Source organism: Acinetobacter sp. 'aerobic (ED)', assembly GCF_904886855.1.
Classification (GTDB): domain Bacteria; phylum Pseudomonadota; class Gammaproteobacteria; order Pseudomonadales; family Moraxellaceae; genus Acinetobacter; species Acinetobacter courvalinii.
Window position 1 is genome coordinate 377,377 of record NZ_CAJHGI010000002.1, and the last position, 24,674, is coordinate 402,050.

20 protein-coding genes are annotated in these 24,674 nt (G+C 43.7%); 4 read left to right on the plus strand and 16 right to left on the minus strand.

Translation table 11 applies throughout. The annotated features are described in order from the left end of the window. Positions 1–11: 11 nt before the first annotated feature. The 3 genes from pcaD to JO943_RS05295 all read left to right on the plus strand — a co-directional run bounded on the left by pcaD (position 12) and on the right by JO943_RS05295 (position 5,102). Positions 12–818: a 3-oxoadipate enol-lactonase gene (gene pcaD / locus JO943_RS05285; protein WP_202740172.1), complete on the plus strand. Its 807-nt coding sequence runs from the start codon at positions 12–14 to the stop codon at positions 816–818. 134 nt (positions 819–952) lie between these two features. Continuing rightward, on the plus strand, positions 953–2,362 hold the full coding sequence (locus JO943_RS05290; protein ID WP_199975249.1) for an MFS transporter: 1,410 nt from the start codon (positions 953–955) through the stop codon (positions 2,360–2,362). 325 nt (positions 2,363–2,687) lie between these two features. Beyond that, a complete protein-coding gene (locus JO943_RS05295) occupies positions 2,688–5,102 on the plus strand; it encodes a penicillin acylase family protein (protein WP_202740173.1) in 2,415 nt (804 codons plus the stop codon). Positions 5,103–5,164: 62 nt separating this feature from the next. On the opposite strand, the gene JO943_RS05300 is transcribed toward JO943_RS05295, so the two are convergent. From JO943_RS05300 to JO943_RS05360, 13 genes are all read right to left on the minus strand, one after another. Continuing rightward, on the minus strand, positions 5,165–6,652 hold the full coding sequence (locus JO943_RS05300) for an NAD-dependent phenylacetaldehyde dehydrogenase (RefSeq protein WP_202740174.1): 1,488 nt from the start codon (positions 6,650–6,652) through the stop codon (positions 5,165–5,167). 44 nt (positions 6,653–6,696) lie between these two features. Continuing rightward, the gene (locus JO943_RS05305; RefSeq protein WP_202740175.1) at positions 6,697–8,304 is read right to left on the minus strand and encodes a GMC family oxidoreductase; all 1,608 of its coding nucleotides are present in this window, start codon (positions 8,302–8,304) and stop codon (positions 6,697–6,699) included. A 66-nt stretch (positions 8,305–8,370) separates the two neighbouring features. Then, on the minus strand, positions 8,371–9,588 hold the full coding sequence (locus JO943_RS05310) for a hypothetical protein (protein WP_202740279.1): 1,218 nt from the start codon (positions 9,586–9,588) through the stop codon (positions 8,371–8,373). A gap of 143 nt (positions 9,589–9,731) precedes the next feature. Then, positions 9,732–12,047, minus strand: a complete 2,316-nt coding sequence (gene tynA / locus JO943_RS05315; RefSeq protein ID WP_202740176.1) for a primary-amine oxidase — start codon at positions 12,045–12,047, stop codon at positions 9,732–9,734. 203 nt (positions 12,048–12,250) lie between these two features. Then, positions 12,251–13,165, minus strand: a complete 915-nt coding sequence (gene feaR, locus JO943_RS05320; protein WP_202740177.1) for a transcriptional regulator FeaR — start codon at positions 13,163–13,165, stop codon at positions 12,251–12,253. A gap of 143 nt (positions 13,166–13,308) precedes the next feature. Next, the gene (locus JO943_RS05325) at positions 13,309–14,268 is read right to left on the minus strand and encodes a p-hydroxyphenylacetate 3-hydroxylase reductase component (RefSeq protein WP_202740280.1); all 960 of its coding nucleotides are present in this window, start codon (positions 14,266–14,268) and stop codon (positions 13,309–13,311) included. 66 nt (positions 14,269–14,334) lie between these two features. Further along, positions 14,335–15,288: a PDR/VanB family oxidoreductase gene (locus JO943_RS05330; protein ID WP_202740178.1), complete on the minus strand. Its 954-nt coding sequence runs from the start codon at positions 15,286–15,288 to the stop codon at positions 14,335–14,337. A 34-nt stretch (positions 15,289–15,322) separates the two neighbouring features. Further along, on the minus strand, positions 15,323–16,060 hold the full coding sequence (locus JO943_RS05335; RefSeq protein ID WP_005229180.1) for an SDR family NAD(P)-dependent oxidoreductase: 738 nt from the start codon (positions 16,058–16,060) through the stop codon (positions 15,323–15,325). 9 nt (positions 16,061–16,069) lie between these two features. Then, positions 16,070–16,555 carry an aromatic-ring-hydroxylating dioxygenase subunit beta gene (locus tag JO943_RS05340; protein ID WP_005229178.1) on the minus strand — a complete coding sequence of 162 codons (486 nt, stop codon included), beginning with the start codon at positions 16,553–16,555 and terminating at the stop codon, positions 16,070–16,072. Between the two features lie 10 nt (positions 16,556–16,565). Then, positions 16,566–17,846, minus strand: coding sequence for an aromatic ring-hydroxylating oxygenase subunit alpha (locus tag JO943_RS05345; protein ID WP_005229177.1), 1,281 nt, complete (start codon positions 17,844–17,846; stop codon positions 16,566–16,568). Positions 17,847–17,876: 30 nt separating this feature from the next. Further along, entirely contained in the window at positions 17,877–18,404 is a 528-nt protein-coding gene (locus JO943_RS05350; RefSeq protein WP_005229176.1) for a nuclear transport factor 2 family protein, read from the minus strand. A 40-nt stretch (positions 18,405–18,444) separates the two neighbouring features. After that, positions 18,445–19,611, minus strand: a complete 1,167-nt coding sequence (locus JO943_RS05355) for an acyl-CoA dehydrogenase family protein (RefSeq protein WP_376746134.1) — start codon at positions 19,609–19,611, stop codon at positions 18,445–18,447. An 18-nt stretch (positions 19,612–19,629) separates the two neighbouring features. Further along, the gene (locus JO943_RS05360) at positions 19,630–20,742 is read right to left on the minus strand and encodes an amidase (RefSeq protein WP_202740180.1); all 1,113 of its coding nucleotides are present in this window, start codon (positions 20,740–20,742) and stop codon (positions 19,630–19,632) included. A gap of 148 nt (positions 20,743–20,890) precedes the next feature. Between JO943_RS05360 and JO943_RS05365 the strand changes: the two genes are divergently transcribed. Then, a complete protein-coding gene (locus JO943_RS05365; protein ID WP_032873109.1) occupies positions 20,891–21,358 on the plus strand; it encodes a MarR family winged helix-turn-helix transcriptional regulator in 468 nt (155 codons plus the stop codon). 57 nt (positions 21,359–21,415) lie between these two features. On the opposite strand, the gene JO943_RS05370 is transcribed toward JO943_RS05365, so the two are convergent. From JO943_RS05370 to JO943_RS05380, 3 genes are all read right to left on the minus strand, one after another. Continuing rightward, positions 21,416–22,405 (minus strand): 3-hydroxybutyryl-CoA dehydrogenase, encoded by a 990-nt coding sequence (locus JO943_RS05370; protein ID WP_202740181.1) that lies wholly within the window; start codon positions 22,403–22,405, stop codon positions 21,416–21,418. A gap of 1 nt (position 22,406) precedes the next feature. After that, positions 22,407–23,513, minus strand: a complete 1,107-nt coding sequence (locus tag JO943_RS05375) for an NAD/NADP-dependent octopine/nopaline dehydrogenase family protein (protein WP_202740182.1) — start codon at positions 23,511–23,513, stop codon at positions 22,407–22,409. An 89-nt stretch (positions 23,514–23,602) separates the two neighbouring features. After that, positions 23,603–24,613 (minus strand): helix-turn-helix domain-containing protein, encoded by a 1,011-nt coding sequence (locus tag JO943_RS05380; RefSeq protein ID WP_202740183.1) that lies wholly within the window; start codon positions 24,611–24,613, stop codon positions 23,603–23,605. Positions 24,614–24,674: the final 61 nt, after the last annotated feature.

Below are 24,674 nucleotides of genomic sequence, written 5' to 3' on the forward strand. Positions count from 1 at the left end.
AAGGAAGAATAATGTCAGTTTTTCAGTCTGCCGATGCGCAAATTCACTATGAAACCTTTGGCGATCCTAACGCCCCTGCACTGGTGTTTTCCAATTCTTTAGGTACTAACTACGGGATGTGGCAACAGCAATTCAATTATTTTAAACAACGCTTTTATGTGATCTGTTATGACACCCGTGGTCATGGGTCTTCTTCTACCCCATCAGGTCCATATAGCCTGCAACAACTGGGCGAAGATGTCATCCGCCTGCTCGACCATTTAAAAATAGAAAAAGCCAGTTTTTGTGGGATTTCCATGGGTGGGATCACAGGCCAATGGCTGGCAATTCATTATCCAGAACGATTTAGCCACGTAGTGATTGCCAATACTGCAGCAAAAATTGGACAGGAACAGGCCTGGCTGGATCGTGCCCAGCTAGTTAGAAAGCAAGGTTTAGGTCCTATCGCCACCACAGCAGCTTCTCGCTGGTTTACAGATCCCTTTATCCAAAGTCATCCTGCCATTGTCAATAATCTGTGTAACGACTTAAGTGCTGGCAGCGCAGACGGTTATGCCAATTGTTGTGAGGCTTTGGCTAAAGCGGATGTCCGAGATCAACTCAAAGACATCCATCTCCCTGTTTTGATCATTGCCGGAACCCAAGACCCCGTTACTACCGTTGCAGATGGACAGTTTATGCAACAGCAGATTGCGGATGCCCAACTTGTACAAATCAATGCCTCACATATTTCCAATATTGAACAGGCCGATGCATTTAACCAGGCAGTATTCAGCTTTATAACCACTACCGTATTGAAATCAAGCGCTGCTTCATAAGCAGCGCTTGATCGTAGAACTAAAAACACGCACCGCCTGAATAAGCTTTGTCAAAGAAATATATTTATTTAAATCAATGGTAAGCCATTATTTTTTGACCAATATGTCTTGGGTCTCTGCATAAGGATCATGCAATGCATAATAACAATTCACAAAATAAAACGGTTTCAGCATCCTTATTATCTTCTGCAAATAGGCAACGGGCTTGGCTTATTACCGCCCTGCTGGTGCTGTTTCAGATGATTAATTTCGCGGATAAAGCTGTTTTAGCGCTTGTTGCCGAACCTGTCATGGCTGAGTTGGGACTCACTGCAACTCAATTTGGTTTTATCGGCAGTGCCTTTTTCTTTTTATTTGCAATCTCAGGAATTGCGGTGGGCTTTCTCGCAGAAAAAGTTCAAACCCGCTGGCTACTGTTGATCATGGGCGCAAGTTGGGCACTATTACAGTTCCCTATGTTATTGGGTGGTGGTTTAACCACCTTATTGATTACTCGGATTGTACTCGGTGCAGCAGAAGGCCCTGCTTCTTCCATATCCTTGACGCATGTCCAAGGTTGGTTTGAACCCAGTGCCCGTGGTTTCCCAAGCAGTCTGGTCGCTTCAGGAACCATGCTTGGCCCCATTATTGCAGCACCTATTTTAGCTTATATCATTGCACATCCGCATTGGGGCTGGCGTTGGGCCTTTGGCTTTCTCGGTATTGTCGGCATCATTTGGAGTATTTTATGGCGTTGTATCTGTAAAGAAGGCCCTTATAGTCATTTTCATCAAGCTCAAAATTCAGCAGCTTCCTCTATTATTAAAAGCAAAGAAGCTGAGACCAGTCGCCAAAGCATCATAGATTTTGTAGATCAATTAAAACCTGTCCCGATTTTCAACGTATTTTTTTCTCAAATGTTTATTGCTGCCTTGCTTGCCGGTTTAGGATGTTTTTGGTCTTTAGGTTTTTTAACCACTTGGGCAGTTAAATATATTGCATCAACCCATCAATTCGCACCTGAAATGATTGCCTTTATTTCCAGCTTTCCGTGGATTTTAGGCGCCATCACCTTGGCACTTGCTGGCTATATTTCAAAGGTACTTCTACAAAAAGGCCAAAGTGTTCATGTCGCTTTTGGGGTTATTTTTGGCTTACTGCTGTTATGTTCAGGTGGTGCCTTTTATATGCTCCCTTTCTCAACGGGAAATCTTAATCTGATCCTGATTACGGTAGCAGCCGGATTTTCGATGTGCTTTCCGCTGGCGACCATGACCGTCAGTTATAGTGTATGCCCGCAGCAACGTGCCGCAGTTATGGCAACACTGGTGGCAACCGCATCTATAGGCGGAATGATTTCCCCAACCATGATTGGATATTTGATGGATCACGCAGGTTATATCAACCCGGGTAAAGGCGTTCCGCTTAGTCCACAGATGATAGAAAATTTAACGATAGGCATGAATCAGGGATTTAGTTCTATTGGCTTGTATCTGATTGTGGTGGGAATCCTCAATATTGTTTTTCTCAACCCGGACCGGCTGGCTAAAAAATTACTGCGCTAATTATTGTTGTATCCGTAAATCATCTGAGTCAGCTCAACAGACCTAAATGTTTTTTGTTTTGATTTTTTTCATATCAATCTTTCAATCAACCGATAAAAGCCTTGTCTTATAAAGTATAAAGATATACCCACAAGGTAATGGAAAATTACATAGATAAATCATCATAATTTTATTTAATGAACAAGGCATGTTCATGGGTATATCTCGTCAGCTTCCAGCAGAAGATTGACTCGACATTACATTTAAACAATAGCAACAATAAGGATCGTTAAAATTGATCACACATTCCCCCTTTTATAAACCGACTGTGCTGAAAAATGGAATCATGGCACTAGGTTGCGTCTTTCTCATCGGCTGTCATTCATCTTCGAATTCAGAAGTGACACCGCCCAAAAATTTAATCACTATCAAACGAGATAGCTTTGGTACACCTCATATTTATGCCAAAGATAGCTTTGGCCTGTTTTACGGCTATGGCTATGCGGTTGCAACTGATCGTTTATTCCAGATGGAGATGTCGAAGCGCACAGGTTTAGGCACTGTGGCTGAAGTATTGGGTCCCGACTATCTGCAATATGATATCGCCACCCATAGTCGCTTTAATCCAGAAAATATCAGACAACAAATTGCACAACTCTCCCCTGAAGACCGTGCAATTTTTGAGGGCTATGCAGCAGGTTTTAATCAACGGGTCAAAGAAGTACTAGCCGATCTAGCACTCATGCCCAAAGAATTTGTTGATTATGGCTTTAAACCCTCCCTCTGGGCATCAGAAGATATCGCCATGGTTTGGGTTGGCCTCATCCTCAACCGCTTTTTTTCAGCAAGTTCTGAAGTTTCAAATCTAGATTTACTCACCCAACTGCAAAAAGAAAAAGGACAAGCTGAGGGTCTTAAAGTCTATCAACAATTACGTTGGCTAGATGATCCTCAAGCGCCAACCATTATTCAGTCCGAACAAGCCCCACAGTTTTCAGCACGACAGCAAGCCCTATCGAAAAAGGTGTTACCGATCTCCATTCATGCGGCCGAAACATATTTAGCCCAAGCCCGTATTGCCATGGGTAAAAGCGTGATTGATGGTGTTCCAACGGCCAGCAATGCCTGGGTGGTGAAGGCAGATAAAACCATTGAAGGCCAGACTGTTTTATATAATGGCCCACAACAAGGCTGGTATACCCCTGCCATCACCTATGCAATTGGACTACACGGCGCTGGCTATGACTTAACCGGAATTACCCCTGTGGGTTTACCGGCAATTTTATTTGGTACCAATGGCAAAATCGCATGGGGCTCGACCGTCGGTTCACTGGATACTAATGATGTTTACCAACTCACTCTAAATCCAAGTAATTCAAAAGAATATTTATACAAGGGTGCTTATATTCCATTTGAGCACAAACAAGTAAAAATAAAAGTGAAAAATCAGGCCGACCATATTTTAGATGTTTATCAAAGTAAACAAGGCTTTGTCAGTACATGGGATGAAAAGAATCATACCGCCTATGCTCAAAAACGGAGTTGGGAAGGTGTAGAAATTGAAAGCTTATTAGGCTGGGCCAATGCAGCCAAAGCCAGCAACTGGAATGAGTTTCTTGCCCAAGCCAAACGTGTCGCAGCTTCAATCACCTGGTTTTATGCCGATACCCAAAATAATATCGGAGTGGCTGCTTTAGGCCGTTTACCGATCCGTCCTGAAAACCAGCATATTCAGCTTCCAGCACTTGGCGATGGTTCAATGGAATGGCAGGGTTTCTACGATTTCTCACATAACCCTAAACAATATAATCCAGAAAAAGGGTATATCAGTAGCTGGAATAATAAAGCATATGCCGGTTTACGTTCTGACTCTTCGAATTTCTCTTATGTTGATCGTGTCAATGAACTGATTGAACCTTTGGAAAGCAAACCCAAGTTAAGCCAGCAAGAGATTTGGGACATCAATAAAACAGGTGCTTGGTCGGATCTGAATGCACGCTATTTTATTCCCTCTATGATCAGGGCTGCACAAAGCGAAAAAGCCTCGGCCCAAGCGAAAAAAGTCGCACCACTGTTGGCAGAATGGGATTTAAAATTACGTCCTGATCGTGAAGCAAAATATTATCAGGGTGCAGCACCAGCGATTATGCGTGCATGGCTGAATCAGATGATTGTGCTGGTGTTAAAACCGAACTTATCAGAAAGTATTTATCAACGTTATACCGATACGCTTTATCCGGTCAATCATGATCCGCGTAGTGCCCAGCCAGCCAGCGCTTCAAAATTAATCTGGAATGCGCTGCAAGGAAAACAGGCCAGTGTTCCCCAGACGGTTGATTTCTTAAAAGGACAAACAGCAGATGAAGTGGTGCTGAAAGCCTTAGAAACTGCACTGACCGAACTTTCAAAACAGTATCATTCGACTGACCCGAATGACTGGAAAATTCCAGTGGCAACCATGGGCTTTTCCAGCAAAAATTCGGTCGGTATACCATGGGCTGATCCATCACATGAACAACAACTCAGTACCTATGGCAATACGGGAAGTGCGACCTTTAGAGTGGTGTTAAATCCAAATCAGGTCAGCATGTGTTCAATTTTGGCCCCGGGTCAAAGTGGCTTTATCCATCCAAATGGAAAACCGGATGCTCACTTTGCAGATCAACTGCCTTTATTTGAAAATTATAAATGTAAAGAGGATGCGGTGAGTCAAAAGCAAATCGATCAAGCAACCCAGCAAACTATCACGTTAAATTATTAGTTTTTAGTTCAACTGATCTTAAAAAACGAGGTTTGTTATTTAATGACAAACCTCGTTTTCAGTTAATAGCGAATCATCACTGATTTTAGTTCGGTGTAATCTTCAATAAATGCATCTGAAAACTCTCGACCAATTCCTGAAGCTTTTACCCCGCCAAATGGAACAGATGGATCCAAGAACGTATGCATATTGACCCATAAGGTTCCTGCTTCAATTTTAGAAATTAACCGCAAAGCTTTAGATAAGTCATTGGTCCAGATACTTGCGGTTAAACCAAAGCGCGACTGATTCATCAACTGAATAAGCTCTTCATCCGTGTCGAATGGCATTACCCCAACCACTGGACCAAAAGTTTCTTCAGAAAATAAAGGATCATCGGTATTTTTAAAGGAAATTAAAGTCGGCTGTACAAAATACCCGGTCTGATCTAGGGCCTCACCCCCTGCAATAATCTGGTTGTTGGCTTTTGCCAGATCTAAATAATGTTTTACTTTATGAAAATGTGGCTGGTTAGCAAGTGGGCCAAACATACTCCCCTCATCCATCGCCGATCCAATTTTAAACTGAGAAAGTGCTTTAGAGAGTTTCTCGACAAGTTCATCATGTTTTGTACGGTGTACAAAAAAACGCTCTGGGGATGCACAAACTTGGCCTTGATGTACAAAAGTTGCTTGCAACAAAGTCGGTAAAATCTCATCAATATTTGCATCTGCCAAAACGGCTATGGCATTTTTACCGCCTAACTCCAGACTTACACGGGTTAAATCACTGCTCATCGCAAGTTTACCAATCGCAATACCTGTTGGTACTGAACCCGTAAACGAGACTTTCTTAACGAGTGGCGACTCAATTAAATATTGCCCTGTACCGCCCTTACCTGTCACTACATTAATTACACCAGCTGGGATACCTGCCTCAATCGCAAGTTCAGCTAAACGTAATAAAGATAAGCTGGCAAACTCACTTGGTTTAAGCACAATGGTACAGCCAGTTGTTAACGCTGAACCAATTTTCCAAACACCAATCATCAGTGAAAAATTCCAAGGCACAATCCCTGCAACCACACCAATCGGTTGTCTTAAAGTAAAGGCCGTATATTTCTCACCCTGCATAGAAGGAATAGAGGGTTGCATGGTTTGACCATTAATTTTAGTTGCCCAACCAGCAAAATATCTTAAGAAAATAACGGATTGTGCGACTTCAAGGTTTCTTGAAATATTGATAAGTTTTCCAGTAGACAACGACTCGAGCTGTGCAAGTTCTTCACCATGTTGCTCAATTAAATCTGCCAACTTATTTAGTTTAACGCCACGCTGATACGGCGTAGTTTCAGCCCAAGCATTTTGAAAAGCATGTTCAGCACTTTTTACCGCACTATTTACATCTTGTTGACTACCAATACTAATTTGGGCAACCACTTGTTCAGTCGATGGGTTCACAATATCCACTTTATCTAAAAGCTCGGCAGCAACTGATTTTCCATCAATAAAATGTCCATGTTGACGTGCCATAAATTGCTGTACACTTTCTAAAATCTGAACTTCACTCATTTTCTTTTCCTCTTTTCATTTCTAAAATTTTGTTATGGCAGCAACTAGGCGGCCTGATTCAAAATAAAGTCTGCACCGCGTTCACCAATCATGATGGCAATGGCGTTGGTATTACCGCTTGGAACTTGTGGGCAAATCGAACAGTCAACAACACGTAAGTTATGAAAACCATGTACTTTAAGGGTCTGATCTGTGACTGAATCTTGCGGAGCATTGCCCATTTTGCAGCTACCCGCAGGGTGATAGACCGTTTTAATGTTCTGGCGCATCCATTGATCAATCGCTTCAATATCATCAGGATCGATATTTGCAGGCTCAATCACTTCTTTGACAATTGCTTTCAATGCTGGTTGTTGTAATAAGCGAAGTCCGGCCTGTACCGCACGGATATTGGCATCAATATCTTCTTGATGACCTAAATAATTAGGGTCAATGACAGGTAAATCTTTTGGATCTTTACTGCTTAAACGTAAAGTCCCACGTGCTTTTGGCTGTACATGTCCGACTTTAATGGTCAGGCCATGTGCCTGAGCAACTGCTTTTTCACCTGGGGTATTATCGAAATTATCCAGTACAGGTAAAAAATGAAATTGGACATCAGGCCGACCATTGTTATTGGTGTCAATAAAACCACCACCTTCTAGAATGTTGGTGGTTAACAATCCTGAACGCGTAAAACACCATTGTAAAAAATGTCGTACTGCGGCTAAACCTTGGTCTTCACCGAGCAGACTATTATGGGTTGTTACTGTCGCATTGACCGACATATGCAAATGATCGTGAAAATTGTCACCTACAGGTAAGTCTCGGATACATTCTATTCCAAGTTCATCTAAATGCTGTTTTGGACCAATTCCCGAAAGTAATAAAACCTTAGGACTACCAATTGCACCAGCACTGAGAATGACTTCTTTTTGAGCCTGTACCGTAATCGGTGATTTTCCGCCAACACTATAAGTCACCCCAGTCACCTGATCCCCTTGAGTTTCAATTTTATGTACCAAGGCATCCGTAATAACCGTAAGGTCTGGGTGGTTTTCGACTGACTTTAAATAAGTTTTTGAGGTACTGGCCCGAGAACCGTTTTGAGTGGTCGTTTGATAAAACCCGACTCCCGCCTGATCCCAGCCATTGATATCATTGACGTAATTCATGCCCATTTGTTGACCTGCTTTAATACAAGCAAGCGTTAAAGGATGGCGATAGCGGTTTTCACTGACAGGTAAAATGCCATCTTGTCCATGATATTCATCAGCAAGACTTTCATTTTTTTCTGCTTTCTTAAAAAAAGGCAGCACATCCTGATAAGACCATTGATTACATCCCCATTCCGAGGCCCATAAATCATAATCCTGACGTTGGCCTCGGCAATAGATCATGCCATTAACCGAGCTTCCACCTCCCAACACTTTTCCTTGTGCAAGGATCATTTCACGATGATTACAATATTTCTGCGGAACAGTCATGTATTGCCATGATTTTTGCTGGAATACTTTAACTACTGTGGCAGGGATGGTATGGAATAGACTGCTATCTCGGCTTCCTGCCTCTAATACAAGAACACGCCCTGCCTTGGCTTCTAATAGCCGTGCTGCGACCACACAACCTGCTGAGCCAGCACCAATCACGATATAGTCATATTGTTGATTCATCTGATTTCACCCTCACTTTATTTCTATCAATGCACCGCCAATAAAAATGCTCTGCTTTGCCCTGATTTAATAGATGTATTGCAGAATCAACTGCGCATAGACATTAGTTTTGTCATCGTAGTTTTGAGTACCACCACTATGGATATCGTGTTTTGGTTTATAAAGTCCCACTAAAGGAATAACGTTGAATTTTTTATTAACCGACCAGACTGAAAAGACATCCAGCTCATGTCCATCCACATTGGTTAAAGACGTATTGACTGTTTTGAACTTATAGGCCAAAGCACCCAGCATAAAATTTTCTTTCAAGTTCATCATGTAAGAAACTTGATGAATATCTGCATTTTTATTAAATGGACCAGCATAGTTCCCGGCAACTTCGCCCTGAAACCATGTACCAAAGCCGACTGTATTGCCATAAAACATCGGGTCGTATTGGTCTGAAAAATGGCTAAAGCGGTAGCCTAATGAGGGCGTATATTTTGAGGATAAAAAGTTATAGTTCAGTGCCAAATAGCCAGCATTTTCATGACCCTCTTTTTTATCTTGCACCACAAACTCAGTTTTAACCTGTAACTCTGGCAAAGGTTGATAATTCAGACGTAAAGCATAATTCTTAAGATCTTCGCGCCCTGAAACCTGTTCAGCATCTTCAAGGTCTAATACATTTAAATAGGTAAACCCAACGCCCTTATCTTTAAGCTGATAGATCAGATCAGTCACAAACAGTTCAGGGGAAAATTGTGCTTTATTGTCGGACTTTAAATAAGCTAGCTTTAGCGTTGTATCTTGTTGCGGTTTATATTGAAGCAGACTTGTAAAATCAAAGCTTCGACGGGCTGCTAGATAATATGCCCCGCCTCGATCTAGTGTGCCATTCGCAGGTACTTTACCGAGGTTTAACGCATCACCCGCAATGAAGAACCCGTCACCAATCATGATATTTTGTCGACCGATACTTAAATCATAGGTCGTTAACTCATCTTTATGGGTGCCGTCTTTAAAACCAATGATCCATTCATTCACATCGGTTTTACGTTCTTTGCCATTACTATTTTGGCCGGCGTCACCATCCCCAAATGTTGCCGAGCTGATCCCGCTCAAGCTTGCATAGAGCTGATGGTTGTTAAAGGTGTATTGTCCTTTCGCACCATATTTAAGATGACCTTCTTGCCAATTGATTCGTTCATCCTCTAGGTTTTCGCCGTTATAGCTTTTAGCGCTACTAAAAGCCCCAAAAGTTGCTTCAAAAGTCGGTTTAATTTCTAGCTCACTTGCATGCACAGTTGAAAAAAATGAGACAAAGAGAGTCCCTCTCATAACTTGAGAAAGTAGCGTTTTCATACAAAATTCCTTTTTTGTCAGCGGACTGCTGGACGCTCAGCTCGGGGTAACCTCAGGTTACCCTTTCTGGCTGATCTGCACTTTTAGTGATGGTCGTGCTGCGTATTTTGCTCTTCTTCACCCAAATTCAACGTCGGGGTACTATCAAAGAAATTCCACGGTTTGATCAAAGTATAAACCCACTCTGTTGGCATGATCGGCCATTCTTCAGCACGTGCCACATGGGTGGTTCCTGTTGTCATCCATACCACAAGGTCTTTGTTTTCAATATTGTCATTGTTGCTAATGAATTGACCTAAACCTGTGTCATGAGTAGAACGATTCGAATATTTACCTTCTGGATAACGTTCCTCAGGCTTATACTGCGTCACCCAAATTTGTTTATCCATAAAGTTAAGGCGTTTAAATAGCCATTCATCCGGGGCAAAATTGGCACCCTTCGCCACTGGGTGAGTGCCACCCGCAAACGGAATCAATTGGTAAGAAACAGGATTGCCTAATTTATTCTCCTTATTGAAATTGGTGAGTAAGCGAATGGTAGATGGATCAAATTTTTCAGCCGCGTTTTGCTCATTGCTAATCACTTTACTGTCAATTTGCATCGTACTTGTACGCACACCGCCTCGATCATTGGCCTTTACCACAGGATCCATATGCATAAAGCTGTTGTTTTCCCCATCTACGTCCATATCTAAACGGAAGTTATAGATGTGTTGATGGGTGGTTCCGACAATATTATGGTCAATCAGAGTGCCATATTTAGTGTCTTCTTTGGCGGTACTGTCATGCATAGTGCGTGATTTAACCCCTTTGACCGCTTCAATACCCGTTGCACCTGCATTAATGCCAATCACGCCATTTTGGGCAAAGATCCAATCGAACATATAATCGTAGTTACCCACCGTACTAATCCAGCGTACCACGAGTTCACGGCGCGCTTCGCTGGCGTCCTGATCACCAAAAATTTCCTGGTGTTTATATTCAGGCCCTGCATAGCGCTCAAAAATAGCGATGGCATTGGGAATCACTTGTGGCTGGCCTTTATAGTCAGCAATCACTGCATCCAGTAACACCGCATTTTCTGGTGCATCAGTCCCCAGTTGAATGGCTGATGTGAGTGTTCCCATCCCATACTCACCTGAGTCTAGATAAGATTTAAAGTACCATCCCATATCTGGGTCACCATAAGGAACCACCATACCGCCCAGATTACCTTCATACATTACCTTGCGTTTTACGCCTTTATCTTTATAAGTCACAGTTGAAAGTTGCAGACCCACACGAGAGTCTAGTGCGACATGGAAACACCAATTCCCCCAATGTACCGTTTGTCCAGTAATGGTAAAGTTCTTACCTTCAGGTTCACTGATGTTCAATGGCTTAATCTTTGGCGGTCTGGTATTTTTAGTGGCATAAGGACGATCTACCATTGGCACAGGAATCATTGCCCCTTCTTCGATTTTAATAATTTTTTCTTTATCCAGATCCACCACAGCGACCAGATTTTCAATCGGGTGCGCCCAATAATTACCATCTCCCGTATCCAGATAAGACACCACTTTTAAAACATTCAGCTGTTTATCCAAGCCATCTTTACCGCCAAAATAGCCAACAGTTAATGGATTGGTAATCACTTTCTTGACATCGGTGATGCCACGTTTCCGTAAAGCATCCTGATATTCTTTGCTTGCTTCAATCACATGTTGTACGGTCTCGAAGTTATCCAGTAACACCATGCCGTGCGTATCTTTAAGGACATTCCATTTTGTGACTTGCTGTGTATTCAGATTCACTTCACCTTCAATCGCCTGATTGCCTTTCAATAAAATGAACGACGCCACCCGATCATCTTTATATTCTTTATGATTGATAAAGAAATCCCAGACTTTAGCCTTTTCAGGTTCTTTCAGTTTTAACTCGGCAAAACGCATATTTTTATAGGCATACTTTGAGCGATTAATCACATCAAAGGTCTTTTTGATTTCATCTGTATTGAGGCTATTCAGTGGATGAAAGGTATTTTCAACTTTAAAAGTCTGATCTAAACCAGATTGGAACACTTCATTGAAAAAGTCTTTCCCAATAACAGGTTTGCCATCTTTAATGAGTAACGGAACACTCAGTTTTAATGGTTTCCCGTTGACCAAGACCTGATCCGAATTAGGTTTGGCTCTGACCTGCATGGAACCTTTGCTGATGGTATAGCTATTGGTAAAATCATCTTTAACGACTTTGGCGCCCTGCTCACTCATGTTTTGATAAAGCGGTACCATTTCAGCATGCCCACCATGCGCAAACGCTTGAGTATTGAGTCCCCAAAAACTTGCAGCAATGGATAGGTTAAGCGCTAATATTTTTTGTATCTCTTTGAATAACTGTTGTTTAAGCATCATCTTCATCCTTTTCTGTCTATCCCTGAACGATCTTTTATGGACCGTTAAAATGCACTTTCCAATGTGTGAAACAGGTAAGATCAACCTACGATTTTGGTTTTCTTTGATCGTTCTAACCTTCTCTTATTGATTTAATTTCAACACAGTTGCATCGGTCTAGCTTGTTCAGGAATGACCTCGAACTTGTCTAAAAATGACATCAAAAATGCTTAAGCCAACATCGTTTCTCTAAATTCTTTCGGAGAGATGCCATAGGTTTTTTTAAAGATTTTTGAGAAATGCGCGCCATCCCAAAAGCCCCATTTCAAGGCAAGTTGGGTGATCGAACTTTGTTTATTCCTTTTATCCAGCAGATCTGTTTTGACTCTTTCCAAACGTTTGAGCTGTATATATTTATTAATCGATAGGTTTTCCTGCACAAATAATCGATAAAGATGCCGTAGCGAGACCCCAATATGTGCGGCAATGAGCTTGGGAGAAAGATCAGGTTTAGCTAAATTCTCAATAATATAGCGCTCAGCTTTTTCTAAAAGATTATCGGCATGACTCATATTTTTATAATTAATAGTCGGCTTGATTAGGGCAATCAGCGCATCTTCAAAGGCATTGCCATCTTCACTCGCATACCAGAGCTTAATATTTTCAGGCGACATATTTTTCAGAATATTCTTGAGTAAAAACCCGCTCATATTTTGGGTAATCAGCTTGCCAAAATATTCCGAACTAATATGCTCATTCAGTAACTTTTCCCGCGATAGATGCACCGAAATTTGACTCACCAAACCCTGGGGAAACATGGAAATGGTTTCAACAGGATCAAGTAAAACGATATCACCCTCATTCAGGGTTAAGGTTTCATTTTTATACTCGAGCAGCATTTTGCCCGAATTCTGCAAAATCAAAAAACAGAAGCGATTATTGACCCGATCGATTTCATCCGCCTTTCGGACAATTTTATTGGCGTTATTTTTAATGAAAGCAATCTCGGTATCACCCAATAAAAAACACTGCACCTCACCAATGAATAAATTACGGGTACCATCAAAATCCGTTTCAAAATTGCCGCATACATTTTTAATATGATGCGTCCAGTTTAACAGTGTGTCACTTACATATTGGTTCATCCGCTCACGTCCTTGTTGCTACGGTATTCACGCATTAAATTTTTCTGTCAAATATACGTCCTTGCACATTCTTTTTATTGATTGCTTAGAGAGTTGATATCAGAAAGCTGATAAATCAGTTCAACTTATCAGCCTCATCCTGTTTATGCTACACCAGCAAAATCCCTGAGCATGGTAATAAAAATATCTTTTTGCTCATCAGAATATTTTTCAAACACCTCATTTTGATGGCTATCTGCAATATCAAACAGATAATGGGCGGTTTTCTTGCCTTTTTCAGTCAGTTTAAAAAATCCGTCGCTTTCAATCAGCAAGCCATCCTTTTGCAAAATCGATGCAGCCTGCTCCACTTCACGCATCGGCATGGCAATATCACGTGGCAAATCTGCCTTATTCGACGCAGTTCCGCTACCCAGCACCAACAGTAAACGTGCTTCACTGGTACGGAATCCCGTCACCAACTGCTTGGGAATATAATCGGTCTGGTAAAACTTGAACGCACGGCTCATCAGATAGCAGACATTACTATATAAATGGCCCTGATGCATTTCACCGATATCTTCAGCTTCCACTGAGTCTTTTAACTGCAATAACGGGTGCGGAATCACGCCCGAATAAGCACCTTGGTGATAGACCAATGGACTACGCCCTTCATCACGGAAACGCACCACTTTGCCGATAATAATCCAGTGATCACCGCCTTCAATAATCTGATGACGCTCACATTCAAACACCGCAGAACAGTGATCCAGAATCGGCGCCTGACCTGCCCCAGTCTGATAACTGGTACCTTCGTATTTATCGATATTACGGCGTGAAAATTTATTGGATAACTCGATCTGCGAGCCCGATAAAATATTCACGGCAAAATGTGAAGCCTGTTCAAATACAGGGAAGCTGGACGAGTTCTTATCAATACTCCACAAGATCAGCGCTGGATCTAAAGACACTGAATTAAAACTATTGGCCGTTACGCCTACCTTTTCACCCTGATCATTTTGCGCGGTCATGATAGTGACACCTGTGGCAAAATTCCCCAAAGCACGTCTGAATCGCATTGGATCTATTGTGATTTCATCCATTGATTTTAGTGAATTCATTATTCTCTCCTGAATCTTTTATCCTGTTTCTGGCCGATATTTGCTACCGATTTATCCGGATTAAATCGCTTAAATATCCAGTACCAATCGTGCTGACTTAGAGCGTGAACAGCACACCAATATCTGCTCATTACTGGCTTTTTCTTCATCGGTAAAATACACGTCGCGATGATCAGGTTCACCTTCGATCACATCGCACATACAGGTGCCACACACACCTTGCTCACATGACATTTCAATCTCGATACCTTCACGTGCCAAAGCCTGCAAAATGGTTTCTTCTGCATTGACCATAATGATCTTGCCACTTTGCTGCGCCACCACTTCAAAGGCATCGCCGCCTGTTTCAACCTCAACCTGAAAATATTCCTTATGGATTTGCTGCTCAGGGAAGTTCTGTGTCAGGGCTAAATTGATGACCCAGTCCATAAAACCATTCGGGCCACAGGTATAGATATGGCTGTCTTTATCAATGTCTTGAATGGCAGATTGGAAAAACTCACGGTGACTGGCCCCTTCGGATTTAAAATGAAAGGTCGTGAAAGGCGCCAAGATGCCATGTTTAATTTCATCGACAAAAGCACAGCGTTCAGGGCTTGCACCACAGTAATGCAATTCAAAAGAAGTGCCTTCCTGTGCCAACTGATAGGCCATGGTAATCAGGGGAGTAATTCCGATACCTCCACCGATCAGTACCGCATGTCTAGATTTGACTAAAGGAAACAGGTTCTTCGGTTCACTGACCTGAATCTGCATGCCATCCTTTAAATCATCAAAGGCCGAGACTGAACCGCCACGTGATTCCGGATCGCGTAAAATCCCAAGTCTAAACTTACCGACATCATTCGGGTTTTGACATAATGAGTACTGACGCACCATGCCATTTGGGAGATGCACATCAATATGCGCCCCCGCTTCAATTTTGGGTAATAGGCTCGAATTTGCAGATTCAAATTCCATCACTGCAACATTCCCACCTTCGACATGACGGTTTTTTACCACCACGTTATACAGTTTCGTCATGATTTCTCTCCCTGATATGCATCTCGCCTGAGGCTTAACGCATAAATAATCCACCGTTAATATCCCATGTCGCCCCAGTGACAAAGGCAGCACTTGGACTGGCCAACAAAGCACAGGTCTCGGCAATAAACGCCATGCTGCCGAGTGCTTTGACCGGGATATTCTGGATGAACTGTTCCATTTTCTCGTCAGAGACCACGCTATGCACAATCGGTGATTCCATCGGTCCAGGCGCAATCGCATTCACCGTCACACCTTTGGCTGCAAACTCTTTGGCAAAGATTTTGGTCAGGGTGATAATGGCACCTTTGGTGGCTGCATAATGTGCACCAGTTGCGGTACCACCATTTTGACCGGCCAGAGACGCCATATTGACGATACGGCCATAACCTTGCGCTGCCATATATTTGCCAATGATCTGGCACGACTGGAACGTACCACGCTGATTCACTTGCGTGATCATGTCAAAATCCGCCGCGCTAATGTCTAAAACAGGCGTTGCCTTGGTCATGGTGGCATTGTTGATTAACACATCCAGCTTTGAGAATGTTTGCTGAATCCACTGCACGGCGGCATGAAAATCAGCCTCAACCGAAATATCCAGTTTCAGCGGGAACAGATTCTCTTCATGCGGACTACGTGCCTTGGCCTGTTCAGCCTTCTCCAAGGTACTGGCAGACAGGATCACCTGATGCCCCTGCCCTGCAAAATATTCGGCAATGACATTCCCTAAACCAGAAGCGGCACCTGTGACTAAAACAACCTGTTTCATTTTTTGCTCCTAGAGAATGTAACTGATACCCGCCAAGCTATCGGTCGAGTTCACTAAATTGATAATTTTGCGGTTGATCTTAAAGCCTTGTTCTGCATCACGAACCAGATGGAAAGTCACGTCAGCGGTATAATGTTTCAGATTTTCTTTGCGGAACTCACGCAAGTTTTGTGCGCAACGCAAGACTATTTCACCATCTTCATGTTTAAGAATACGAACACGTGACACACTACGTACCGTATTGGCTTTTGGTGAAGCTGAAATCGCCTCACCATTTTCCAGACGGGCAACGCGTAATTTACGCATGTGATGATCGTCATAGGCATAGTTCAGATTATTTTCATAATCGGTCAGTTTCGGATCAATCGGGATGATGTACACGCCTTTTTCATTCCAGAGGTCCAGCCAAGTATCATGTTCAGAATGGTCCAGCATATCGGCTTCAGCCCAGACAAATGCAGTCACTTCATTGAGTAAATTTAAATCGATTTTCATGGCGCTCTCCTTAAGCCGTCATCAACTTTTTCCACTGCTGATAAGCAGCACGCATCCCTGTTTCAGCACTGACATCACTCTTTAAGCCATCTTCGGTTTTGACTTCACCTGGCAGACCGCGATTCAGCATGATCCATAAATCATTACCGGCATTGGCACCATGTTGTACACGTTCCCATGCTTCTGAATCATCAGGTGTACCAAAACCAAACGGCCCTTGGAAATGTTCATGCAGACGTAAACGATACTGATTGGCAATTTGTGGACCACCATCCATGGTAATCACAGAGTGATGAATTTCAGTTTCATTAACCGAAATGGGTTGCATCACTCGGAAAAACGCCATCGAACAGGCAATATTCGGGAAAATGTTCAAATTAAATCCGGAACCACCTACCGCGCGGACAATACGGCGTACTTCCAGTTCTTCATGTCCTTCATCACGTAAGGCTTGAGCCAGGTCTTCAAAACGTTCCTGAATCGGACGTTCCATCAATTCTTCATCCAGATCAACCAGTTCAGGAATCATCACCATCACACTGTGACCATTGCCGAGGTCTTCGACATAGCCCGGCTGATTTTCAAAGTTAAACAGTTCTTCGGTTTTTTCATCGACTGAACTTAAGAATGACTTGTGTACCAATGGGAAGTGGTAAGCATCGGTCGTATTTTCCAACTGGATTTTCCAGTTGCCCGGGAAACGGAAACGATGCTCACCCAACACCTTGATCGGATAACCTGCACCTTGTTTCATAAACAGGTCGATCCATTTTTTCGCAGCGCCGAGGAAATCTTCCAAAGGTTCAATATCCTGTTTAAAGGTGGCGAAAATCATGCCGTTGTATTCTTCAACACGCAGACTGATCAATGGAAATTCAGATTTATCCAGACATTCGCCATAGCTTTCAGGTGACGGTACGCCACGTAATGAACCATCCAGTGCATAGCTCCAGCCATGATACGGACACACAAAACTGTTGGTTTTACCTTTTTTATGTTCACAGACCGTTGCAGCACGATGACGACAACGGTTCAGCAGAACATGCACTTTTTTCTTGCGATCACGCACCACCACCACAGGTTGCTTACCAATATTGATGGTTTTATAGCTGCCTGCATCAGGAATCTCGCTGGCATGTGCCACCCAGACCCAAGTGCTGTAATAAATCTTTTCCATCTCATCTTCAAAGATTTTTTCGTCTTTATACAGTGAGGTATGCGCACGATCACTTTGCACCAAGCTACTGTAATCCATCTCAATATTTTGCATTGGAATAATATTACTGTTCATATCCACGATCCTTTTCGGTCTATCCATTGGTTATTGCTGCGACGGTACTGGCAATGCGGCTGTACTGTCCCAGTGAGATACGGGGCGACTAAAAATGTTTTCAGTCTGAAAATGTTTGATCTTCCAGCGACCATCGCGTTGCTGTTTAAATTGCACCGTGAGTTTGGCGGCATTTAAATGGCTACGCCCATCACGGAAGGTTGAGGTTTGCAACATCAACCAGCTGGCATTGGCCTGATCTGCTTCGATATAGATTTGCTCTGAGCTGACGAAATGCGCATTCATAACAAAATGCGACTGCTGTTGGGTATAGCTTTTGAACATGTCATAAATGGCTTGCCATGAAGCGTAACGACCAAAAGACTGGGCATATTTTTCGCCTATGCCTTCCCAGATGCTGTCCTGATCAAATAAATCCATCAATTCATTCAAGTCGGTATCGGCATTCAAGGCATCACAAATTTCCATATAACGATTGATGCAGTTACGAATCGCATTTTGGGCTTCAAGCTGTTGTAGCCGTTGTAACAAAACCGTTAAATCCACTTGCGTATCCATGTCATTCATCCTTGCCATCACTCTCTTTAATCAATCCGGCTTATAAATAACCGGGTGCTGGCTTCATACCGAAGCTGACCAGACCTGCATTTTGCAAAGTGGCATCGCCCATAAAGGCATGCTGCGTCACCACATTGGTGTCGTTGACAAAGCGGCTAAATGGGTTATGGGTATAAATCGCGGTCATGCCTGCCAGCATCTGGATTTTGCGGGTGACACGGGCACAGACACGGGCCACATGGGTGCAGGACAAACGCATATCACTGATCTGTTCTGCGCTTGGGGTACGTCCTGCCAGCACTTCATTCCAGACGATTTGCATGGTGTCATAGAACCAGACGCGTGCAGCCTTAAACTCAGCTTCGGCTTGGGCAAATTCATATTGGGTCACAGGACGGTTGGCAATTTCCGCACCGCCAGTAATCGAGGATTTACCGGGTGCCAGTTTTTGAAATTCTTCGATCGCTGCCGCTGCCACACCAATCCCGACTACGGTTAAGACCTGAGTGGCTAAAGATAAAGAGGGATATTTAAAAAATGGTTCAGGCAGTTTTGAAGGCTCGCCACGGACAAAGGTCCACTCTTTCGCCACCAGCACCTCTTTGACGACCAGATCATGGCTACCTGTGCCTTTCAAACCGACAGTATCCCACGTCATATCGATTTGTGCTTTATTGGCTGGCATCACCGCCATACGCGGTAAACCTTGTGCTTCATTGTCCTTTTGCGGAGAAATGCCGACCCCGACAATATCCGCACCCATACAGCCACTGGAAAATTTCCAGCGTCCACTCACCACCACGCCTGCATCGGTAATTTCAGCGGGTTGTGGAGGGAAAATGCCACCTGCAAACACAATATCAGGACTATCTTTATACAACTGCTCAAGCGTTGCTTCTGGCAAACTGCCCAAGTAGGCAGGACTCATGCCAAAACTTGCGACCCAACCGACTGAGCCATCGGCTTTGGACAATTGTTCGATCAATTCACAAAACTGTTTGGGTGACCATTCATTGCCGCCAAAACGTTTTGGCACCAAAGCACGGTAAACGCCAATCTGTTTGAGTTTCTCGATGATGTCCTGACTGACATAGGCCTGATTATCAAACTCTCCGCTACAGGCACGTTCACGAATTTCCTGACATAAGGCTTCTAATTGCGTTGTATTGCTATCCATTACAAATTCCTTTGTCGCTAAATGATTCATTCCCTTATTCCTTGTGATTTATTGCGCAGCTTTCACGATATATTTCGCAACCGCACACAAATATTCATCGGCATTGCGTTTTGCCACGATCTGCAACCCCACGGGCTGACCTTGTTCTGTTTGCAGCGGTACTGAAATCGCAGGATGACCAGACAGGTTAAATGGTCGAACCAAAGCGGTGAGATTTAAAAAAGCCACGGTATTTTCAGCATCAGCCAGCTTAGGTGGCAGCTGCGGTAAAGTCGGTAAAATCAAGGCATCGTATTGCGTCAGTAAAGCATCAAGCTCGGCGGTAAAATCTGCTCTCACCTGCTCCGCCTGTTTGACTTGGGCCAAAGTAGTGTCTGCGGCTTTCAGCAAACGTCCATTGACGTCTGCACCGAGCAAACCTGTTTGGGTCAACTCACCGTAAGCCTGCCAGTTTTCATAATTAATGATCTGCATGCCCGCATCGAAGGCCGCTGCAAAGCCTTTCAAAGTCACAGCTGATGCTGTCAGATTGGCTTGGGTCAGATAATGCTGGATCGTCTCAATCACGACTGAATCAGCAGCGACATTGAGCCACGCCAGTTTCGGTGCCTGAGTTAATTCGGTGTGTTGATGAAAAGTGGGATCAATGATTTGCATGGCGCTTTCAATCATGTCGACTGAATTTGCAAAAGGACCAACACAATCTAATGAACTTGTTGCTGGATGTACGCCTGCACGGCTGACACGGCCAAAGGTCGGTTTTAAACCATACACACCGCAACATGCTGCAGGCATACGAATCGAACCGCCGGTATCGGTGCCTAAAGTGAAATCTGCCAGACCAGCCGCAATCGCTGCCGCAGAGCCACTCGAAGAACCACCTGGAATCAGTTCAGGATATTTCGGATTTATGGCTGTACCAAAGGTATGGTTAATCCCTGTGATGCCAAACGCCAGTTCGTGCAGATTGGTTTTCGCGGTAATTTGACAATCTGCAGCCAGAATACGCTCCACCACTTCGGCATTGGCAGGTGCGGCTTGGCTTTGCATTAAAGCTCGACTGCCTGCCATGGTCTGCATGCCTTGAATATCGATGGAATCCTTGACCATCACTTTCAAAGCACCTGTACCTTTTTGTACCTCTTGTACAACAATATTCATTCACTTTTCCATGTATTTTTATACTTAATACAAATATCGGAAAAAGTAATGTAATTGTCAAGTATTTTTCGATACGAAGAATCAAGAAAATGTTTCTAATTTTTGTATAATGCTGAATGTCCATTTTTATAAAAGTAATGACTTGGCTATGCTTACGCATTTAGAACAATTTCTACCCAACAATGAACCGAGCAGCTTACAAAGCTATCCTTTTTTCTGGATCTCGCAGGTGAATGGTAAATACACACAACTTATTGAAAAATCAATTAAAAAATTAGGAATCGACAATACCCGTCGTAAAATCATTTTAAGTACCAATGCACTTGAACAAGCCAGTATTACCGAGATTGCCAACCTCTCTACGCTCAAGCTGACCACGGCAACCAAAGCCGTTTACCGACTGGTAGAAGACGGTATTGTGCAGGTGTTTTCATCTGAATCAGATGAACGGATTTCGATGGTGAAACTGACCGATAAAGGAAAAGAAATGGTTGAACAAATTAACCAGATCAGTCAGGTCACCCTCTCCGGGATTCTGAATGCGTTTGACGATGCTGAATTGCACCAGCTCAACGGTCAATTAAAAAAGCTGTTTGATCTGATGCCTTCAAGTTAAGGCAACAACAAAAGCCCATGTCGCTACAGAGATGGGCAAAAGTTCAAACCAGGCCGACTACGGATTTAAAATATTAAACGGTGGTTTCAGCTGATTTGCGGCAATCCGGTCTACAAAAGTATGTAAAACCTGTTGTTTATAGGCCGCAATATCGACCTGCTGATAATCATAAAAGCCTTGCTGTTCACGTAGACCATTGCGTTGCTGTCGCATGTTCTCGGCAATAATTTCTGGCGCGCGATAACGCTCACCAAGCTCTTTTTCCAGATATTGGGAAGCGTAATACAGAATATCGCCACCTCCCCAGTCAATGAATTCTAATAAACCCAGTACAGAAAAGCGCAAACCAAAACCCGTCCGAATCGCGATATCAATATCTTCTGCCGAAGCCACGCCTTCTTCCACCATTCGCGCCGCTTCGTTCATGGCTAGCGCCTGAATCCGTGGCACGATATAACCGGCTTTGGCATGACACACCACAGGTACTTTACCGATCAGCTGTAGAAAGCTTTTCAGTTGTGTAACGACCCTGTCAGAAGTTTGCTCGGAACGGCTTAACTCAACCAGCGGAATCAGATAGGCAGGATTAAGCCAATGCGCATTCACCACCCGTTCTGGATGAGAAATCATCTGCGCAATATCAGTGACCAGAAAGGTTGACGTGGTCGATGCAACAATACAAGTCGGTGTAATATATTGATCCAGCCAAGTAAAAATATCTTGTTTGGCTTGCCTGAGCTCGGGTACAGCTTCCATCACCAGATCACAGTGTGCCAAGACCGAGATTGCAGCGGTGCGACTTAAAATCTGAATCTGATCCAGAATAAAGAGGCTTTGTTCAGATTGAATAAACTGGATACGTTCCAGCAACTGCAATTCTTGTTTTAAGTCTGTTCGGATGTGAGCCTGATATTGCTCAAACTCAGCCTCGGTGCGTTGTCGAGCATCGATTAAAGCCACATTTAATCCCGCATAGGCAAAGGCAATTGCAATGGCTTTGCCCATTCGCCCAGCGCCGAGTACGGCAACCTGTTGAATTGGGTTCATCCTAAACTCCTTGCTGCAAAGTCGCTTGCAACTCAGCCTTGCTTTTATCGGCGAGTCCCAGATTCTCAAACGTCCGCCCATCCTGATACAAATCTTTGCCTGTGACCGCAGACGCAATATTCAGTAGCCCTTCCGCTACAGGTGTCGCGACACCAGCCCAACGTCCCACTGAAACCAGAAAGGATAGCCCCAGACGCGTATCTTCCAGCATGTAACGATGTGTCTGTAAGTCAATGTCCTCACGCCAGTCCCCGCTATCTGTCAATTTTCCATGCGCGCCACGGCCATACATCCATTCATCTCCCTCACCGTCTTTATTGTAATGATCGGCTAAAGGAAAATGCGGTGCAGCATAACCCAATGCTTCCCGAACCTGCATACGTTCGGCATCGAGCTGATTGGTGACACGGCGAATCGAAGACTGCGTGCCTTCATTATGGATATCCCAAGTCTCGAAATGTTCCAGTGGCCCCGCGTTCATCAAAATCAACGGTGGATGAATAATCGGTCCGGCATTCATCAAGGCACCGCTGAGACTGTCTTCAATCGGCTCAACACTTGGATAGGCCTGTTTCAAAATTTGAAATGCATGCTCGGACAAGCTGCTTGGGAATACCCCCGTTGGTAAACGGGTTGCATAGCCACTCACCACGATCTGATTGACGCCGTGCTTACGTACCAGATACGGTAAGGTGCCGGTTTCGGCAAAAGCCACTTGAGCAGTGTTACCTGCCTCACGCATGGCTTTGGCAAAAATAAAACTACCAAAGGTTGCGGGCGGTAAATACACCACCTGTCCTGCTTGAAAGAAAGGTGCGGCTTGCTGCGCTAAATCTAGATGTGTGGTTGCGGGCAAAGGAATAATGACCAACTCGGCATGCTGGATGGCGTGTTGTAAATCATCGGTCAGATTAATCTGACTCCGCTCAAAACCGACCGTCACACTACGGTCGCCCTGATAATCTTTAATCTTGAGTTCACCAGTTGCTGCCAGCTGTTGCAAAGCCTCACGATCACGACGCCATAACACCACCTCGTGGCCTTTTTCTGCCATCTCTGCTGCTGCGGCATAACATCCGTGTCCACCACCGAGTACTGTAATTTTCATGTGCATTCCTGCTGATTGAATTGATTTGTCATTCAGCATAGAACGGTCAGCCTAAACCGGCTTATCCAAATACGCAGTGATTATTCCATTTACGACCGTATTTCACTGAGTTGTACAGGAGTCATTTTTAAAGTGTGTGAAGGCAGACAGCCGAAGCGCTTTTTATACAAGGTAGAGAAATGTCCAAAACTCTGAATGCCATGATCCAGTAAAATATCGGTGACGGTTTCATCTGTCTGTGCCTGCTGCAAAGCCAAATGTATCCGTTCCAATCGTTGCTCACGAATATATTCAACGGGTGTCTGCTGTAGATATTGGCTAAAGCCCTTTTGTAGACTGCGGATCGACACCTCACAATATTGACTCAGCGTCGCTAGCGAAATCGCTTGATGCAGATTGTCCTGAATATACTGCTGCGCTTTTTTGATATAGCCTGGCACAAGCTGCTGACGCTGTGCATTCAGCTGCTCACTATAATTATTGGGGATTTTAAGCAAAATCAGCTCGATCAGGTATTGAGTAAAACTGGCTGAGATAAAGCTCCAGTTATGGATATTATGATAGGCATGACAAAGATAATTCAGCGTTTCCACAATGGCACTCATCCCTTCTGCGGTACAGGACAGACCACTATCGAAGCAGACGGGCGCCTGACTGGTATGGCCCAGCATTTTAAACAGCTGGGTTTCGATCTCCTGTTGGGGTAATTTTAAAATAATATTGCGGCAATGCTGATTGGTCACAATCTGCTGTCGGGTATGCGGATGAGTCACCGACATAATGCCTGCAGATTGTAGCAGTTGCTGATTTGTGCCCCCGACCTGACATTGCCCTTCCAGGGTGATCCTGAACAGGTAAAAACTCGAACTGTCATCAATACAGATGATGACCGGTGCACTATATTTCAGATCGTACAGCGCCGCATTGCCAAAGCTAAAACCATTCAGGCGCGTGTTCAGCGGCTGTTGGGTCTCAACATCAAAACGATGCGGGCAGAGATAATGACTGATTTGATCTTTAATGGTCTGGTAATCACTGGACTGAAATAATAAAAACTCATCCAGATAATGCAAATGATCCAGTTTAAATGTCGCGTGCATCACTTCACTCCCTTGTTATGGATTTCTCGAGCAAAGTACAAAGCCCATTACAAAAGAATGG

What these genes read in the sequence shown, in the direction of transcription:
- feaR (WP_202740177.1), bottom strand. Translation starts at nt 13,165, where the DNA reads ATGAACCAATATGTAAGTGACACACTGTTAAACTGGACGCATCATATT.
- JO943_RS05300 (WP_202740174.1), bottom strand. Translation starts at nt 6,652, where the DNA reads ATGAGTGAAGTTCAGATTTTAGAAAGTGTACAGCAATTTATGGCACGT.
- JO943_RS05345 (WP_005229177.1), bottom strand. Translation starts at nt 17,846, where the DNA reads ATGAACAGTAATATTATTCCAATGCAAAATATTGAGATGGATTACAGT.
- JO943_RS05360 (WP_202740180.1), bottom strand. Translation starts at nt 20,742, where the DNA reads ATGAATATTGTTGTACAAGAGGTACAAAAAGGTACAGGTGCTTTGAAA.
- JO943_RS05370 (WP_202740181.1), bottom strand. Translation starts at nt 22,405, where the DNA reads ATGAACCCAATTCAACAGGTTGCCGTACTCGGCGCTGGGCGAATGGGC.
- JO943_RS05355 (WP_376746134.1), bottom strand. Translation starts at nt 19,611, where the DNA reads ATGAATCATTTAGCGACAAAGGAATTTGTAATGGATAGCAATACAACG.
- JO943_RS05350 (WP_005229176.1), bottom strand. Translation starts at nt 18,404, where the DNA reads ATGGATACGCAAGTGGATTTAACGGTTTTGTTACAACGGCTACAACAG.
- JO943_RS05330 (WP_202740178.1), bottom strand. Translation starts at nt 15,288, where the DNA reads ATGACGAAACTGTATAACGTGGTGGTAAAAAACCGTCATGTCGAAGGT.
- JO943_RS05365 (WP_032873109.1), top strand. Translation starts at nt 20,891, where the DNA reads ATGCTTACGCATTTAGAACAATTTCTACCCAACAATGAACCGAGCAGC.
- JO943_RS05340 (WP_005229178.1), bottom strand. Translation starts at nt 16,555, where the DNA reads ATGAAAATCGATTTAAATTTACTCAATGAAGTGACTGCATTTGTCTGG.
- JO943_RS05375 (WP_202740182.1), bottom strand. Translation starts at nt 23,513, where the DNA reads ATGAAAATTACAGTACTCGGTGGTGGACACGGATGTTATGCCGCAGCA.
- pcaD (WP_202740172.1), top strand. Translation starts at nt 12, where the DNA reads ATGTCAGTTTTTCAGTCTGCCGATGCGCAAATTCACTATGAAACCTTT.
- JO943_RS05305 (WP_202740175.1), bottom strand. Translation starts at nt 8,304, where the DNA reads ATGAATCAACAATATGACTATATCGTGATTGGTGCTGGCTCAGCAGGT.
- JO943_RS05380 (WP_202740183.1), bottom strand. Translation starts at nt 24,613, where the DNA reads ATGCACGCGACATTTAAACTGGATCATTTGCATTATCTGGATGAGTTT.
- tynA (WP_202740176.1), bottom strand. Translation starts at nt 12,047, where the DNA reads ATGAAGATGATGCTTAAACAACAGTTATTCAAAGAGATACAAAAAATA.
- JO943_RS05295 (WP_202740173.1), top strand. Translation starts at nt 2,688, where the DNA reads ATGGCACTAGGTTGCGTCTTTCTCATCGGCTGTCATTCATCTTCGAAT.
- JO943_RS05335 (WP_005229180.1), bottom strand. Translation starts at nt 16,060, where the DNA reads ATGAAACAGGTTGTTTTAGTCACAGGTGCCGCTTCTGGTTTAGGGAAT.
- JO943_RS05290 (WP_199975249.1), top strand. Translation starts at nt 953, where the DNA reads ATGCATAATAACAATTCACAAAATAAAACGGTTTCAGCATCCTTATTA.